Source organism: Aquiluna sp. Uisw_065, from assembly GCF_047731275.1.
Taxonomy (GTDB): domain Bacteria; phylum Actinomycetota; class Actinomycetes; order Actinomycetales; family Microbacteriaceae; genus Aquiluna.
Map to the genome: position 1 here is coordinate 677,013 of NZ_CP159836.1, position 15,021 is coordinate 692,033.

Consider the following 15,021-nt stretch of genomic DNA (forward strand, 5'->3'; position numbering starts at 1 on the left):
ACTGCAAAATTGGCTTATGAGCGAAAACAAAGAACGTGATCTTGAGCGCAAGCTGAATTGGCTGAGGGCGGCGGTTCTCGGTGCAAATGATGGCATTGTTTCGGTCGCAGGCATCGTGGTTGGAGTAGCAGCCGCAGGAGCCAGTTATGAGGTTATATTTCTTGCTGGAGCCGCGGCGATTGTCGCAGGCGCAATCTCAATGGGCGGCGGAGAGTTTATAAGCGTGAGCGCTCAGCGCGACACTGAAATTGCGCACGGCCGAAAAAAAGGCAGCATAAACGCGAGGCCTTGGTCTGCCGCCTGGTCATCACTTCTGGCATTTATATCCGGGGCTGCGCTGCCGTTTCTCGCTATCACCGGTCCGTGGCAAGCAATTAGCATTCAGGCAACTTTTGCAAGTGTGGCTCTAGCATTAGCCCTCACTGGATGGTGGGCGGCGTGGGCTGGAAGCACGCCAGTACTGAAATCTGTTGCCAGAAACGTCGCGATTAGCACCCTGACAATGGGAATTTCCTATGCAATTGGTGCACTTTTGGGCGTAACAGTCCTTTAGACCGATTAGCCTCTAAGTGTGAGTGAGATTGAGAAATACGACTTTGCCCTAATTGGTGGCGGAATTATGTCCGCAACCCTAGGTGTGCTTCTAAAGAAGCTTGACCCGACTATCTCTATTGTCATGTATGAGCGGTTGGGCGAAGTTGCAGAGGAAAGCTCGAACCCGTGGAATAATGCTGGTACCGGGCACGCGGCATTATGTGAACTGAACTACATGCCCGACTCGACCGATGGGTCTCTTCCAGATCCTGCCAAAGCAGTAGCCATCAACGAGCAATTTCAAGTCTCCAGGCAATTCTGGTCAAGCCTCGTAGGACTGGGTGCACTCGATGACCCAAAGACTTTCATACGCTCCGTCCCCCACGTGACCTTTGTTCGCGGCGACTCAGATGTTGACTACTTAAGAAGACGGCAAAAGTCGCTGGATGCTCAGCCGCTATTTACGGGCATGAAGTTCTCAGAGGATGTCAAAGAACTCGCAGAGTGGATTCCCTTGATGATGGACGGCAGAGGCGACGAAAAAGTTGCTGCGACATTTACAAATCAAGGCACAGATGTTAACTACGGATCTATGACCAAGCAGATGATCAATTGGCTAGTCAAAAACGGTATGCGACTCGAAACGAACACCGAAGTCAAATCGGTACACCAGTTTGAAAATAAAAAGTGGCAGCTATGGTTCGGAGGCTCCCCAGGTCGTATTGTCCACGCAAATAAAGTATTCGTTGGTGCCGGAGGATATGCGTTGAAGATCCTTCAAAAATCCGGAATTCCAGAAATAGATGGCTACGGAACCTTCCCGGTTAGCGGTCACTTCCTGAGAACCGATGATCCCGAAATAGTCGCGAGCCATCAAGCAAAGGTCTATTCTCAAGCCGACGTCGGGGCTCCCCCAATGTCCGTGCCTCACCTCGACACAAGAGTTGTAGATGGCAAAACCAGTTTGCTCTTCGGGCCATTTGCCGGAATTAACCCCAAGTTTTTGAAAAACGGTTCGGTGCTTGATCTTCCTCTGTCGATCAGGATAAAGAACATCACCTCTTATCTTTCAGTTGCCCTCAGAAACTTAGACCTCATGAAGTACTTGCTTATGGAAGTAACCAAGACAAAGAAAAGTAAGTTCGAAGCTCTGCGAGTGTTTGTGCCAAATGCTTCTCCAAAAAACTGGTCCTACTACGAAGCCGGCCAAAGAGCTCAAGTCATCAAGCCAAATGGCCGCGGTGGCACGCTTCAGTTTGGAACTGAAGTTATATCCAGCAAGGATGGGACCATTGCCGGACTTCTAGGGGCAAGCCCAGGAGCTTCAGTCAGCGTGAGCGTAATGCTAGACGTGCTTCAGCGGATGGCGCCGGATGACTTCCCAACCTGGTCAAAAGCCATTAAAGAGCTAATACCCACCTTTGGCAAAGACCTAAATGAGAATGCAGAGCTTGCAAAAAAGACAATGAAGCAAACAGCGAAGTCGCTTAATCTAACAGCCTAAGTAGATAGCTCCTGTAGCATCTCAACATGAAGACATGCACTGTTGTAGCCACTTTCGCGCCCAATGCTCAGAACCTGATCGAAGTCAAAGAGCTTCTGCTTGATGTCGCGAAGGATGTGAGGCTCGAGCTTGGTTGTCTCTTCTATGATCTCTACGAGGAAGTCTCAGGAAAGCTGATGTTCATCGAAGCATGGGAATCCAGAGAGCTCTGGGAAATCCACAACAACGCGCCCACCGTCGCAAGAATCCTAGAATTTATCGATGGAAAACTTTCAGAGCCATTTTTGATTCAGGAAATGTACGCTGCGAAATAGCCACGTGCAGAACCGAAAAGGCTTGGAGATTCGGACCGTAAGAAATACCTATACGACTAATTAACGTCTTTTCCAAAGATGGAGGAGAACGAAAGATGCGCGAACATGCCCAACAGCGCAATGATGCCTGCGGCTGCAAGTGTCATCAGGACCGTTACCTCGTTGAGCACTAGTACCAAGTCGTGGCTTTCCATCAGATCGTCCTTTTCTCTTCGTCCTAATAGAGTTTAGTTACTTTTGCTCTGCATCTCAGCCTTAGCGGCAGGTTAAAGGCGTTCTTTGTGGGACAGGTTCCGACTTCGGGAGCTGCTCGGAGGTAATCCTTTACACGGTTCTTCCGATCATTAGTATCGGGACGAAAAAAATAATTCGCTCGCGACCTAGTTTCCGCTGAGGCTTAATCTCAAAATACCCTCTCCGGCTTCTGTGATTTTGACCGGGATACCCCAATCTTGCTGATGAATGTGGCAAGCAGCGTGCTCAGAATTTGAATCACATGACGCACCCTTTGCGGCGACATGAATAACTCCATCTTGAACCTCAGGGTTTATTTCGATAATTCTTGTCAGCTCACTGTCGGATCCAGCGCCTGACAGCAGAAGCTCCGGAGGTGTTGAAGAAACATCTAGATATGTGGCGGGACCGTATCGAAGATCAATCTTCTGCCCAGGAGGAGGAACGAACACCACTTCTAGATCTACTAATCCAGGCTTCAGATTACTCGCAGGACGAGCAGTTATAAAACTCTCCCCAACAACAAGCTGCGCAGCTGCTATCGGTAGCTTCGATATGCGATTCCCACTTGCCTCAGCGATATATAGATCTCCGTCGAGCATGACCACGTCGCTGGGTTCGGACAGGTCTCTTGCGAGGGTCGCCACCTTATTTGTTGCCGGGTCAAAAACCCTCAAGGAGGCGTTGTAAGAATCGGCGATAACAACTTGACCGTTCGGCAGTTCTGTAAGGCCCAGCGGATGCTGCAGGAGTGCCTCACCTGCGTTACCGTCTAAATGTCCAAACTCGAACAAACCCTTGCCAACTAGAGTCGTCACCACGCCGTCTTGGAGCTTCCTAAGTGAGGAAGTTTCGGCGTCAATAACCCACACCAATCCATTCGTGGTTTTGGAGGCCAGCAGTCCGGAGCTTTGAGCAAACCAAGCAGTTTCGAAGGGCCCATCTTGCAACCCTTCATTGGTGGTGCCGGCTAGAACTTGAACAGTTCCCCCTTGAAGGTCAAGTGTCCAAATTCTGTGCTCCCCCGCCATCGCGATAAGCAAAAGACCCTCCGAGACAGTTATGTCCCATGGAGTTGAAAGATTGATCTCAAGGGCAGCCCCAGAGGTTTCGTCATTTTGCATCCACTGAAGAGTCGTCCCCGCAATGGTTGAGACGCGCTGAGACCTTAGTGAAACGGCTCTGATTAGGTGATTCGCTGTGTCGGCGACGATCAACTCGTAGCCAAGTGTCTCAGCGAGTTCCGGCTCCAAAAACACCGTGCCGTATGGCTCTGAAAATTCGGCCTGAGCAAAATCCCCATCTGCACTGCCCCGAGAAGAGCTGCCGATTGTCATCACGGGCTCTGACAAAGCCTCAGAGCTAACCGCGTGTAAATTGTGTGAGCCAGAATTTGAAACCAGCAAATCCGCGCCCTGAAAGTAGCTTCTATAGCCTTCAGGAATCACGGAAAGCTTCCCGGGTTGATTGAACACTCCAGGCTCGTAATCCTCAAATGAGACCTCGAATTGCCCGGGTATTAGAAGACCTGAATCCTGGTATGTCTGAGTAGTTGAACTAATCAGAGCATCTATGGCATGACCATGCCCTTCACCAGAGAAAGTTCCGATTATTTCACCAGCAGGATCAATAAGCACCAAGGTCGGCCAGGCCCGCACTGCGAAGGCTTCCCAGGTTGACATGTTGGGATCGTTTAGCACCAGGTGATCAATCCCGTGGCGGCTTATTGCAGCTCGAACTGCCTCGGGATCTTTCTCGTGTTCAAACTTCGGAGAGTGAATTCCAACCACGGTGAGGACCTCGCTGAACTTTTCTTCAAGCGGCCTAAGTTCGGCTAAAACATGGTGACAATTGGCGCAACAAAGAGTCCAAAAATCTAGAAGTAAATATCGCCCCTTAAAATCGCCAACGCTAAGTTTGCGGTCGGTCCCAAACCAGGTGTCTCCAATCAATTCTTTGGACATTAGAGAGCCGCTCTCCTCGAGCTAATAACACCGGTATTGAAGCCGGCTAAGTGAAGCCCTCCATGGAACCTGGCATGTTCAATCTTGAGACATTTATTCATGACGACATTTAGACCAGCTGCAGTCCCTCTGCTTGCCACTTCATCATTACTAACACCCAATTGCAGCCAGATGGTTTTCACGCCTAGGGCAATTGCTTCATCAAGAACTGCCGGAGTTTCAGAGGATTTTCGAAACACATCAACAATGTCTGGGACCTCTGGAAGATCAGCCAACGACGCGTAAACCTGATCGCCGAATAGCTGATCAATCATGGGATTTACGAAGTACACCTTGTAATACCCTCCGCCCTTGAGGTAACTCGCAACGAAGTAGCTTGATCTGGCTCTGTTTGACGATACCCCTACAATTGCAACAGTTTTAGCCTCTTGAATGATCTCCAGACGCTTGACTGCATTGGGCTCAACCCAACTCATCTGGATTGTCCCGTCGCCTTCGTAATTGCTTGGTCGAGATCCCAGAGGATGTCTTCGATGTCCTCTATGCCAACGCTTATTCTTATCAAATCCTCAGGCACACCGGCCGCAGCCAGCTGTTGCGTTCCAAGTTGACGATAGAGCGTGGAGGCCGGGTGAATGATCAAAGACTTGGCATCCCCGATGTTCGCAAGGTGGGAAAACAGCTGCACGCTGTTTATTAGCTTCTCCCCCGCTTTTCTTCCTCCCTCAACACCAAAAGAGAAGACGGCTCCCGGCCCTGCGGGTGCATACTTTTGGGCCAGCTTGAAGTCTGGGTGGGATTTCAATCCGGCGTAGGAAATCCAGCTAACACGCCGGTCACTATCGAGCCACTGCGCGACCGCTTTAGCGTTTTCAAGATGGTCACGCATTCTTTGAGAAAGTGTCTCCACTCCCTGCAATAACTGGAAGGCAGAAAATGGTGACAGCGAAGGGCCGATGTCCCGGAGCTGTTCGCTTCTAAGCTTTGTCAGAAAGCCGTACTCGCCAAAGTTCCCCCACCACTGGAGGCCGCCGTAAGCATCAACCGGTTCGGTCATTGTTGGGAATTTACCGTTGTCCCAATTGAATGTGCCTGCGTCCACCACAACCCCACCAAGGGTAGTTCCATGGCCACCCAAAAATTTGGTGGCCGAATGAATAACCAGGTCAGCCCCATGTTCTATTGGTCGCACAATGTAGGGCGTGGCTGTTGTCGAATCGACCACAAGCGGGATTCCGTGCTTATGAGCAAGGTCTGACAGCGCCTTCACGTCGGCGATAGCCGTCGACGGATTTGCAATCATTTCGACGAATATCAGCTTTGTGTTATCGGTAATTGCAGCCTCAAAGTCTTCGACATTGCTGGAGTCAACAAAGGTGGTTTCAATTCCAAATCGCTTCAAGGTGACGGTCATCTGAGTAACTGTTCCCCCGTAGAGTCTGGACGAAGAAACTATGTGGTCGCCAGATCCGCAAAGAGCTGCAAAGGTAATGAATTCCGCCGACTGGCCACTAGCCGTGGCAACCGCTCCAATTCCGCCCTCCAGGGACGCGATTCTCTCCTCGAAAGCAGCAACTGTTGGGTTACCAATGCGCGAATAAACGTTCCCATACTTCTCTAGCGCAAATAGATTTGCGGCGTCCTTAGTGTCTTCAAATACGAATGAGGTGGTTTGATAAATTGGAACGGCTCTAGCGCCATGTGCGGCATCAGGAACCGCACCAGCATGCAGCGACCGGGTTTTGAATCCGAACTCTTTATCAGTCAACGTTTGACCTTTCCTTTTTTAGCGGGATTAGACCCAGTGCAAAACTCTTTTTTCTACGACTGCTATTAGACCATCGGAGGACTTACCCAAGATTGCAAGAATCACAATTGTCATGAATAAAATGTCCGTTCTTGCGGTGTTTTGACTATCCAATAATAAAAATCCGAGGCCCTTAGAGCTAGCGATCAATTCTGCTGCGACCAGAAACAGCCACGCTTGGGCAAGCCCCAATCTCATACCGGAAAAAATGGTAGGCGCTGAGGCTGGGAGAAGGACTTTTCTTACGAGAGAGACCCCTTAAGCCCGTAGGCCCGACCAACCTCTATTAGATTTCGATCAACAGCAGCAAGTCCGGCAGCGACGGTTGTGAAAACTGGGAAAAATGCCCCAATCGCTATCAACGTTACCTTTGGCTCCTCATAAATACCCATCCATATCAGCAGCAAAGGGACCCACGCTAATGATGGAATTGCTCGAAGCGCACCAATTGTTGGCATTAGTAGCTGTGCTATCCATTTGTTCAAACCAACCAGCGAGCCAAGAGTGATTCCAAGTATCGCGCCTATTAGAAAACCTAGGCCCACTCTCTGCAAGCTGATCAGCAAGTGTTCCCAGAGGGTACCCTTGCCGATCAGACTCGTAGCAGCCGCAAGCACTTCGCCGGGTGGGGGCAGCTGAGTAGCCGAAAAGCTGCCATTGCTTGAGAGATAAAACCAAAGTGCTAAAACTCCTCCTGGTAACAACAACCCCAGGAGAGCTGCCCGCACACTGGCTAGACGCTTCAGCAATCGCTGCTTGCTTGTGGCCTGCTGGTCAGATTTGAACTCTGTCAATTTAGCCGGCTACCTTGCGTGCGATGCTGTCCTCTATTAGTTCCAGAAGTGCCAACTCGGCGGCCTCTTGGCTCTTGACCTTGTCTTCAGCAACCAGGACCGGAAGAATTGTCCGGAAAACGGCCAATTGAGCCTCGCCTGGAATCAACGAAACCGCGATGTTTGTTCGCTCATTCAAAACCCTGGTCGCATCCTCAAGATTCAAGCCTGCGTCGCGGGCCAAAATATCAACTGCGGCGTCAGGATTGTCCAAAATCCAAGCTCTTGCCCTTTCATACTGCACCAGAACCAACTCAACCAATTCCGGCTTAGCCTTCAAGAACTTCTCGGTTGTGTTAAGCACTCCCCAGGTGTTGAAACTCGGCTCGTTGACCAGAATTACTGAGCCGGTCGTCCTTTGACTCGTCGCCGTCAATGGGTCCAAGCCGGCCCAAGCATCAACATCGCCGTTCTCAAGTGCTTTCTGCCCGTCAGCGTGGATTAGGTTCACGATCTCAACATCTGCTGAAGATAGGCCCTCTCTCGCCAAAGCCTGAAGTAAGAAGAAGTACGGATCAGTACCACTTGCCGCAGCGATAGTCTTCCCTGCCAGGTCAGCCACAGACTGTATTGGGCTATTTGCTGGGACAACAATCGTTCCCCAGTTCGGCTGTGAGAAAACTCCAACCGTATTTATTAGGGCTCCATTTGCACGTGCAGCAAACACTGCGCTACCGGCAGAAGACCCAATGTCTATCGCTTCAGCGTTTAGATTTTCGAGAGCTGTTGATGAGCCAAGCGACTGAATCCATTCAACTTCAATGCCTTGATCGGCCAATTCAGCTTCGAGCCAGCCCTGATCCTTGATGACAAGACTCAGCGGGTTCCAATAAGCAAAGTCCAACCTGAGCCTGGTCTCCTCAGTGGTATTGGAAGAGGAGCATCCAGATAGAGCCAATAAGGCAACCAAAGAGGCAGCCAGTGTTCCGATAATTTTTGATTTCATTTCTTAGTGATTCCTTTTTCTAGTGGTGGATTCCAAATTTGGAAAATAGTTCGTTCCTGAAAGGAACTAGATCTACGTGGGAGCGATCGCGAGGTTTTTCAACCCCAATGCGGACAATTTCATCAATGCCATTGCCACGCTGAGCCAAGACCACAACGCGATCTGCCAAGTGCAGAGCCTCGTCGATGTCGTGGGTAACAAAAATCACCGTCGTTTTTGATTCTCGGGTAACTTCCAGTAGTAGGTCTTGCATGGTGAGCCGAGTCAAAGCATCTAATGCTGCGAATGGCTCATCAAGCAGAAGCACCTTAGGATTCACTGCCAAACCACGGGCTAATGACGCACGCTGCGCCATTCCCCCGGAAACTTCGCGCGGCAAGCTCTTTTCAAAGCCAGCCAGTCCAACTCTTGCCAGAAGTGCGTCAACATCAACTTTTTCTGGATTTAAGTTTGCGCCCAGTTCCACGTTGTCCCGCAGGCTAAGCCACGGCAGTAGTCGTGGCTCTTGAAAAACAACCCCACATCGAGAGTCCACGCCAGAAACGACAGTTTCGTCGATCGTGACAGAGCCGAGACTTGGCGTATCAAGACCCGAAATGAGTCTCAATAGTGTTGATTTTCCGCAGCCAGAAGGGCCCAGCAGAGCGACGAACTCGCCCTGTTTGATTTCTAAGTTGATGTCTCGTAAGACATCCACTCGAGATCTAGAGCGACCAAAGTGTTTTTGGACATCGATTATTTTTACCGATGCCCCGAGGTTTAGTGTGATTGACAAATGACGGCCTTAAAAATTAGGTGAGTTTTTAGGTCATGACACCAAAGTCACCATCGCAAGGCGGCGAAGACTATTGGTGCCTATCGCATTCGATTCAGCATGAAAGGGGCGTGGATGATTGTCATTCCAGTGCCTCCCTTTCGTGTGTAAAACAACTGATAGATAAGAAGTTACGCGAAAGTTGTTGCTCGTGAGGGATTGTTACAAATAATTTCGCTTGGGGTTTTGCCATGCGAAAGGTATTGAATAAATTGCGATTTGGGAAACGAGATGATGCAGGCGAGCCTAGCGGCTTAGAACCGCTCACCTGCTCTCCGCGACGCAGATTTAGAGCGCGTTCGCAATCTCAGCCACGTGCGATTGAGAGATTTGATGGCCTCCCGGATGGCGCAACCACTTGACCTCGGCACCAAAACTTTGTAGTTGCTCAACCCAAGCTTCGCTCACTTGCACTGGCGCGTAAGGGTCCTGATCACCATTTGCCAGCCAAACATGCTTTCCCTTGAGGTCTACTTTCTCAACCTCACGGTATGGCTTGGTCGACCCAAACAGAGCTGCTCCAGATAGTAATGCCGGATGCTTGATCATCAAGGCTGCAGCCGTGTTCGCCCCGTTACTGAAACCAGTGCCAAAGATGTTCGTCCGATCAATCTCATACTCGAAAATTGCGGCTTCAAGGAACTCAGCCAGTTCTGCGACACCCTGGTCTATGGAAACTTCGTTGAAGCTGCCATCGGGATAGCGCTCGAAGAAGCGATTCATTCCGGACTCTAAGTGCATGCCCCTCGGCGACAAGACAGATGCTTCCGGATCAAGCGCTCTAGCTAGTCCTAGAAGATCATGCTCGTCAGCACCTGTGCCGTGGAGAAGGAGCAAAGTTCGAGAAGAACTCCCTTTCTGGAAGACATGTGGTCTTGCAATATCGTTATTTGTCATGTTTCTAGACGTTGATCTCGGTTAGGGACTGCTGGATTTGATCTCTTGACGGCTCCAACCATGGTGGGAGCTTTAGCTTCTTACCAAGCTCCAGAAGCGGCTCATCAGTCTCAAAGCCAGGATCATCCGTTGCAATTTCAAACAGCACTCCCCCTGGCTCCCTAAAGTAAATGCTTTTGAAGTACTGCCTGTCCTTGATTTCAGTGACGGCTACTCCGCGGTTCATTAGCTCCTGCTGCCATAGCTCCATGGTCGTTAGATCAGGAGCCCTAAACGCCACGTGGTGAACCGTGCCACCGGCTTGGAGACCGCGGTGGCCCACTCCGCCGAGAACTTCTACCTTGGTTCCGGAGGCCCCTTCGGCCATCTGGAAGTTAGCCTTGCCGGACGACTCCGATGAAAGGCTCATGCCCAGAAGGTTCTGAAGCATGCCTGCGGTTGGATCGATCTGGATCTGTGATAGCTCAACGGAGTGAAGTCCGCGGACAGCATGTTCGGCTGGAATGTTTGCCACCCCGTCCCATCCACTTCTGGTGTCACCCACAGTTCCAACAAGTTGCAGGCGCATGCCGTCGTAATCACGCACTTCGATTAAATCATGGCCAGATGAGTCCTTGCCCCATGACCAATCGATCTTGAGCCCGGCCAAGTGCTTGCTCCAAAAACTAAGCGATGTCGCTGGCACTGAGAACGAGGTGGCCGTGGTGAGTCCCGAGCCTTCACGACCCTTGGATACTCCAGGCCATGGGAAGAATGTCAAAATTGAGGCTGGAGAGCCGTGCTCATCCCCGTAATAAAGATGCCAAATGTGAGGCGCGTCGAAATTTACGGTTTGTTTTACGAGCCTTAGTCCGAAGACCTTCGTATAAAAATCGACGTTTCGCTGTGGGTCTCCTGCAATAGCCGTTACGTGGTGAATGCCGTGTGGGGTTACGCTCATTTGAATCTCCAATCCATACGGGGGGAAAGCATCCCGGATACGTAGAAATTCCCCGAGGCTAAGAAGGCGTTCTAACTCTTAGGTTTGCGCCCAAAGACTTTTTTTAGGCGAGCTGCTATTTTCTCAAGCCCCTGCACTCCCTGCTGGTTTAACTCCCTTGCCCACTTGATTTCCAGTGCCAAAATTGAAAGCCCAAAGAAGATGAAGAGCAGTCCGGGTCCCGGGGTGACCAACATCACCAGCCCGAGAATCAATAGCGCGAAACCGATCAACATGATCAGGGCCCATCGAACAGGGTGGGGCAGGTTTGCTAACAACTTTTTTAGCTTGTCCATTTAAAATCTATCCGTATTCACAACCTCATTATTTCAGGCCACACGGCCATAATGCTGCTTTTTCAGCAACCTTGGAGTAAAAGGCACTCCAAACACGGTTTGGTAGGTTGGTTTTACGTGCAGCGCAAACAGTCTTGCTGCACCGCAAGGAATGGAGCACCGAATGAGCCTCGTAAATGTACGCACCCTCGTAGGAGAGTATGGGCACATCCATACCATCGTTGGCATCACTGGAAACGTGCTCTTCGTCGTGGGTTCCGTTCTATTTTTCAAAGAGTTCGACCGGTTCTACACGTTCGGGATATGGATGTTCGTCCTAGGCTCGTTCTGCATGCTAATAGGTACACTCGGCACCGCTTTGGGTCGGCTCTACGAGCGCCGCGAAAAAGAGTCCGCTATTACCGCAGATTAAACCTTTTCAAAAAACTTGAGAGCTTCAGACCCTTGAGATCAAGCTCCGGGGCTTCTCTCTTGGCGCAACAGCCCCTGGCACACGTTGGCCACTTGGATGAAATCGAGTTTAGTTTGCTCTATCTGTTCCGGCATGGCCGCTAGCGATTCCCTTCTCGGGTTACGCAAGCTTTCTACGATGATATCAACGCCACTAGAAACATCGCTTAGCGCAGTATCTAGTTCAAAGTCACCAGAGCTTAGGGCCACAAGGTTGGCGGAAAGCTCACCCAAGCGATCGGCATAGGTGCCGGCTTCCTCAGGTTTAGAAGTGATTAGCTGACCGACCTCGCCCATCTCTGTCATGATCCCCACGGCACTGGCACAGGTACCCGCCATAGAAACCCGAGTCTGCACTTCCTCAAGGGCGCTGCATCCAGTAGCACCAAACACGACCAACCCAGCCAGAACTACGACAACGACCTTACGTGTCAAGAAAACTCCTCAAGCTGCTGTCGAACTAGATGCTAAGAATAGCTCGGATTAAACGGAGAGACAGAAAAACTCAAGGTATTCTCAGTCGCCTGAGAGGTCATAGAACTACTGCCTAGTGAGGGCTCTTTAGCCACAGCACCGGTAATGCTTACTCTTCCTTGAGTCCACGAGCCTATAAGTCGGAGAGCCTCACAGGACCAGTCAAGTTCATCGCCAGGCAGGGCTAAGAAATCTCTTAAGAGGTCTTTGCCAACTTACAAAAGAAGGCATAGTGTGAAGTAAGTCAACATTTCGCGGGTACGCATTTAGGGGAGGAATCGATGACAGAAGACATGGAAAATAAATTAGCTGACACCTATGAGCTAATGGCGCTGGCGTACACAAGAGCAGCCGAGGCTCACCAAATTGCAACAAACGCGTATAGAGCTGCTGTGATGGCCTACGAGTTAGCCGTTGGGGCAACGGACAATAACCAGTTCGACCCGCCGCCGAGCGAACCAGCCCAACCACCGCCTGATTTCAGTATCTAACACCCAGTCCCACCCGATATTTTATGACCGCTTGGAGGCTAGGGCAGGAAGCTCAACCAGCCTGAAGACCTCTTAGTCTTCAGGCTCTTAGCTATCTCAGGGTTTGACTCAATAAAATGACTGAGAAGAGTTACTTGAATCCCCTCTTGAAGCGCGTCCCGCAATTTTGCTGATTTTCTAAACCGACGGTCATCAATCACAAGCAGATCCAATGAGTCGGTAATTGATTTAGTTACTGCTATGTCTTGATCCCAGCACTGCCTAGTAAGCACAGTCTCTGCTAGCAGTCACTCTCCGTCAATGAACCGCTGATAGGCGGCCGTCACTAGCTGGCAGGACTCTTGATGGTCAGTAACACCTTGCCAACGTAGCTCGGCGCCCATGTCCGCTTGTTTTGAAACCAGGTAGAGAGTGCCGGGTTGAGCTCTTTCGCAAGCTCACAGGCAGCCTTAGCGCGTTTGCGCAAAATAATGTTGAGACTCGTGGGTTGGTCGTAGTAGCGAATTCCCGTGCAGATGAACTTCTTGGCACTCGGGTTTGAAGTTACTGCAGCCCTGACTTGGCTTCTTTGCATCCTGGTTAGAGTAGCAACCCTGTCTTCGAACACGGCCAATGTTCTTTGGTTTACCGTCCAACTTTTGATTTCAATGGAAGTGGGAACCGGTTCGGGGGTGCCGATTTCCCAATCGCCCAAGACACCCGTCCTGTGCACGGTAATAAACTTTGGCCATACGAAGCTGTGAGAATAGGGAACATCGGTCTCGCATACATAAAAATCTTCGATAAAACTGCAAGCCCGGTCTAGATATGTTGTAGAAAAGCGCAGTCCGTGGATTCCTGATTGCCCGACACCGCCGAACTGCACCTGGTAAACATCCAGGCTGTTACGGCAGCTCAAAAAGGAACAGGCGATTGAAGAATCGGATGTGTAGGACCAAGACAGTGCATCGTTTCTAGTGAGTGGGGAGTGCGTTCCATCGGGGGCAATAATCTCGACGCTTCTGGTGTACTTATCGGCGTCAACACTGCATGCTTGGCTAAACGAGACCCTAATTGACACCATGGCACTAGGGGCATCAATAGTAGGAAGAGCATCGACTTCAGCCATCTTGTAAGAGTCATCGATCTCGTAGTTGCCGAGGACGCCGCGCGAGCAATCTTTTAGCTGAGAGTTGAATGTCCCGTGGTCAGAGAACAGTGTCACTCGACTAACTTCGCCGGCCCCTGCAGCCGGGGCAAACCCAATCGAAACCAGGCAAATCGTAACCGCAACACTTAGAACATTTCCTATGGTCCTCATCTACAACACCCCCTCTTGGGTATTAACATAAGCCTAGTACGATGGTCAAAGTTAAGGTCGGCACTAGGCAAGAGTGCGGCGGCTATAGGCAGAAAAAAGGCCAACCCTCTGCCTCCGGTTGACGCCCTTTAGGCTGCCTCCGGATAGCGAATACGGCGATAGGTCGAATCGGAATAGCATCTCAGAATAAATTGCGACGTATGCGACAAGAGCGAACCGCTGCGAGCGTTCGAACTAGACTGCGGCTGGATTCGTATTTGCTGGGATTGCGACCCCGGATCGTTGGACGACTCTTTCTAAGTAAGCCCCCAAGGTGGTCTAGCTGATGTCGAATTAGGCAAGCCTGAATTGGCGAATTCTATAAAACTATGCTGTAGCCTAAAAGCCGTTCTGGGACACCCCGAACTCGGCTTGAGACAAAGAGAAACCTTCTAATATTAGAAGCTCAATCATCTCTGTTCGAAAATGAGAGCCTCGATAGCTCCGAAACATTTCCATGTAGTACTTGACCACCTTGGAAGCGTATTCATCTAGAGTCAAGTTCGCTTCTTCAGCCATGACATCGTTAGATTTTGGAATGCTCGGCGGACCAAAATCGTAACTGAATGAGTCTGGTTCAGCTCTATCGGTTGGCAACAGAAACGTCATCTGGTAAAAAGTCCAAAGCGCACTTTTCATGAACCTAGGAACTGGATCACCTTTTCTCTCCCAGGCCTCAGCCGGAACTTCGCTGGTAATCGGGTTGCCTTCTTCGCTTCCAAAGATACTGAAACTGACGACCCCAAAGGCATACGCGCGCGAACGACCATCTTGGTCGGTTCTAGTTGATTGGTGAAGAGTGAGGACATCATGCGTTATGTGACCACCGTGCCTCTCTAACGCCTGATTTACTGCATTCGGAATCGCGTCTACTTCTTCCCAGTTTGAATCCTCGCCCATCTGGCGATCCTGCTCACGTAGATCTTGGACAGCAATCATTACGGCCATAACGGTCTCTTTAGAATCCATCTCGAACGCCTTTGTTCAATGTAATTGCATTTCTCACCATAGCACCGAGCACTGAAACTAAGTATCGCCCTCTACAAGCCAGTGCTTTTAGCGAATTACGACCTATGCGACAAGAATCAACCTCTAAGAGCGTTCGAGCTGGACTCCGGCTGGATTCTTATCTGCTGGGATTGCGA

General features: G+C 50.4%; 19 protein-coding genes. 5 read left to right on the top strand and 14 right to left on the bottom strand.

Annotation, left to right across the window (positions count from 1 at the left end; genetic code table 11):
* Nucleotides 1-16 precede the first annotated feature (16 nt).
* The 3 genes from ABXT50_RS03400 to ABXT50_RS03410 are packed head-to-tail and all read left to right on the top strand — an operon-like array spanning nucleotide 17 to nucleotide 2,352.
* Nucleotides 17-553: a VIT1/CCC1 transporter family protein gene (locus ABXT50_RS03400; protein ID WP_415274760.1), complete on the top strand. Its 537-nt coding sequence runs from the start codon at nucleotides 17-19 to the stop codon at nucleotides 551-553.
* A gap of 18 nt (nucleotides 554-571) precedes the next feature.
* Nucleotides 572-2,038 (top strand): malate dehydrogenase (quinone), encoded by a 1,467-nt coding sequence (gene mqo, locus ABXT50_RS03405; protein WP_415274761.1) that lies wholly within the window; start codon nucleotides 572-574, stop codon nucleotides 2,036-2,038.
* Nucleotides 2,039-2,064: 26 nt separating this feature from the next.
* Complete coding sequence (locus tag ABXT50_RS03410) at nucleotides 2,065-2,352, top strand: putative quinol monooxygenase (protein WP_415274762.1); 288 nt, start codon at nucleotides 2,065-2,067, stop codon at nucleotides 2,350-2,352.
* 56 nt (nucleotides 2,353-2,408) lie between these two features.
* Here ABXT50_RS03410 and ABXT50_RS03415 read toward each other — a convergent pair whose 3' ends face one another.
* From ABXT50_RS03415 to ABXT50_RS03465, 11 genes are all read right to left on the bottom strand, one after another.
* A complete protein-coding gene (locus tag ABXT50_RS03415) occupies nucleotides 2,409-2,546 on the bottom strand; it encodes a hypothetical protein (RefSeq protein WP_415274763.1) in 138 nt (45 codons plus the stop codon).
* Nucleotides 2,547-2,732: 186 nt separating this feature from the next.
* A complete protein-coding gene (locus tag ABXT50_RS03420; RefSeq protein ID WP_415274764.1) occupies nucleotides 2,733-4,550 on the bottom strand; it encodes a thioredoxin-like domain-containing protein in 1,818 nt (605 codons plus the stop codon).
* Entirely contained in the window at nucleotides 4,550-5,026 is a 477-nt protein-coding gene (locus ABXT50_RS03425; protein ID WP_415274765.1) for a CoA-binding protein, read from the bottom strand. Before ABXT50_RS03425 ends, ABXT50_RS03420 begins: the two co-directional genes overlap by 1 nt.
* Nucleotides 5,023-6,318: an O-acetylhomoserine aminocarboxypropyltransferase/cysteine synthase family protein gene (locus ABXT50_RS03430; RefSeq protein ID WP_415274766.1), complete on the bottom strand. Its 1,296-nt coding sequence runs from the start codon at nucleotides 6,316-6,318 to the stop codon at nucleotides 5,023-5,025. The genes ABXT50_RS03425 and ABXT50_RS03430 overlap by 4 nt, the downstream gene beginning before the upstream one ends.
* A 27-nt stretch (nucleotides 6,319-6,345) precedes the next feature.
* Entirely contained in the window at nucleotides 6,346-6,555 is a 210-nt protein-coding gene (locus ABXT50_RS03435) for an ABC transporter permease subunit (RefSeq protein ID WP_415274767.1), read from the bottom strand.
* 44 nt (nucleotides 6,556-6,599) lie between these two features.
* Complete coding sequence (locus ABXT50_RS03440; protein ID WP_415274768.1) at nucleotides 6,600-7,151, bottom strand: ABC transporter permease; 552 nt, start codon at nucleotides 7,149-7,151, stop codon at nucleotides 6,600-6,602.
* Nucleotide 7,152: 1 nt separating this feature from the next.
* The gene (locus ABXT50_RS03445) at nucleotides 7,153-8,136 is read right to left on the bottom strand and encodes an aliphatic sulfonate ABC transporter substrate-binding protein (RefSeq protein WP_415274769.1); all 984 of its coding nucleotides are present in this window, start codon (nucleotides 8,134-8,136) and stop codon (nucleotides 7,153-7,155) included.
* A 19-nt stretch (nucleotides 8,137-8,155) separates the two neighbouring features.
* On the bottom strand, nucleotides 8,156-8,911 hold the full coding sequence (locus tag ABXT50_RS03450; protein ID WP_415274770.1) for an ABC transporter ATP-binding protein: 756 nt from the start codon (nucleotides 8,909-8,911) through the stop codon (nucleotides 8,156-8,158).
* 327 nt (nucleotides 8,912-9,238) lie between these two features.
* A complete protein-coding gene (locus ABXT50_RS03455) occupies nucleotides 9,239-9,847 on the bottom strand; it encodes an alpha/beta hydrolase (RefSeq protein WP_415274771.1) in 609 nt (202 codons plus the stop codon).
* A 4-nt stretch (nucleotides 9,848-9,851) separates the two neighbouring features.
* Entirely contained in the window at nucleotides 9,852-10,787 is a 936-nt protein-coding gene (locus tag ABXT50_RS03460) for a VOC family protein (RefSeq protein ID WP_415274772.1), read from the bottom strand.
* A gap of 71 nt (nucleotides 10,788-10,858) precedes the next feature.
* Entirely contained in the window at nucleotides 10,859-11,122 is a 264-nt protein-coding gene (locus ABXT50_RS03465) for a PGPGW domain-containing protein (RefSeq protein WP_415274773.1), read from the bottom strand.
* Nucleotides 11,123-11,285: 163 nt separating this feature from the next.
* Between ABXT50_RS03465 and ABXT50_RS03470 the strand changes: the two genes are divergently transcribed.
* The gene (locus tag ABXT50_RS03470; RefSeq protein ID WP_415274774.1) at nucleotides 11,286-11,534 is read left to right on the top strand and encodes a YrhK family protein; all 249 of its coding nucleotides are present in this window, start codon (nucleotides 11,286-11,288) and stop codon (nucleotides 11,532-11,534) included.
* A 38-nt stretch (nucleotides 11,535-11,572) separates the two neighbouring features.
* Here ABXT50_RS03470 and ABXT50_RS03475 read toward each other — a convergent pair whose 3' ends face one another.
* The gene (locus ABXT50_RS03475; protein WP_415274775.1) at nucleotides 11,573-12,007 is read right to left on the bottom strand and encodes a hypothetical protein; all 435 of its coding nucleotides are present in this window, start codon (nucleotides 12,005-12,007) and stop codon (nucleotides 11,573-11,575) included.
* Between the two features lie 320 nt (nucleotides 12,008-12,327).
* On the opposite strand from ABXT50_RS03475, the gene ABXT50_RS03480 reads away from it, so the two are divergent.
* The gene (locus tag ABXT50_RS03480; protein ID WP_415274776.1) at nucleotides 12,328-12,537 is read left to right on the top strand and encodes a hypothetical protein; all 210 of its coding nucleotides are present in this window, start codon (nucleotides 12,328-12,330) and stop codon (nucleotides 12,535-12,537) included.
* Nucleotides 12,538-12,862: 325 nt separating this feature from the next.
* Here ABXT50_RS03480 and ABXT50_RS03485 read toward each other — a convergent pair whose 3' ends face one another.
* Together ABXT50_RS03485 and ABXT50_RS03490 are read right to left on the bottom strand one after the other, a co-directional pair.
* Entirely contained in the window at nucleotides 12,863-13,837 is a 975-nt protein-coding gene (locus ABXT50_RS03485; protein ID WP_415274777.1) for a hypothetical protein, read from the bottom strand.
* Between the two features lie 378 nt (nucleotides 13,838-14,215).
* Nucleotides 14,216-14,845: a hypothetical protein gene (locus ABXT50_RS03490; RefSeq protein WP_415274778.1), complete on the bottom strand. Its 630-nt coding sequence runs from the start codon at nucleotides 14,843-14,845 to the stop codon at nucleotides 14,216-14,218.
* Nucleotides 14,846-15,021: the final 176 nt, after the last annotated feature.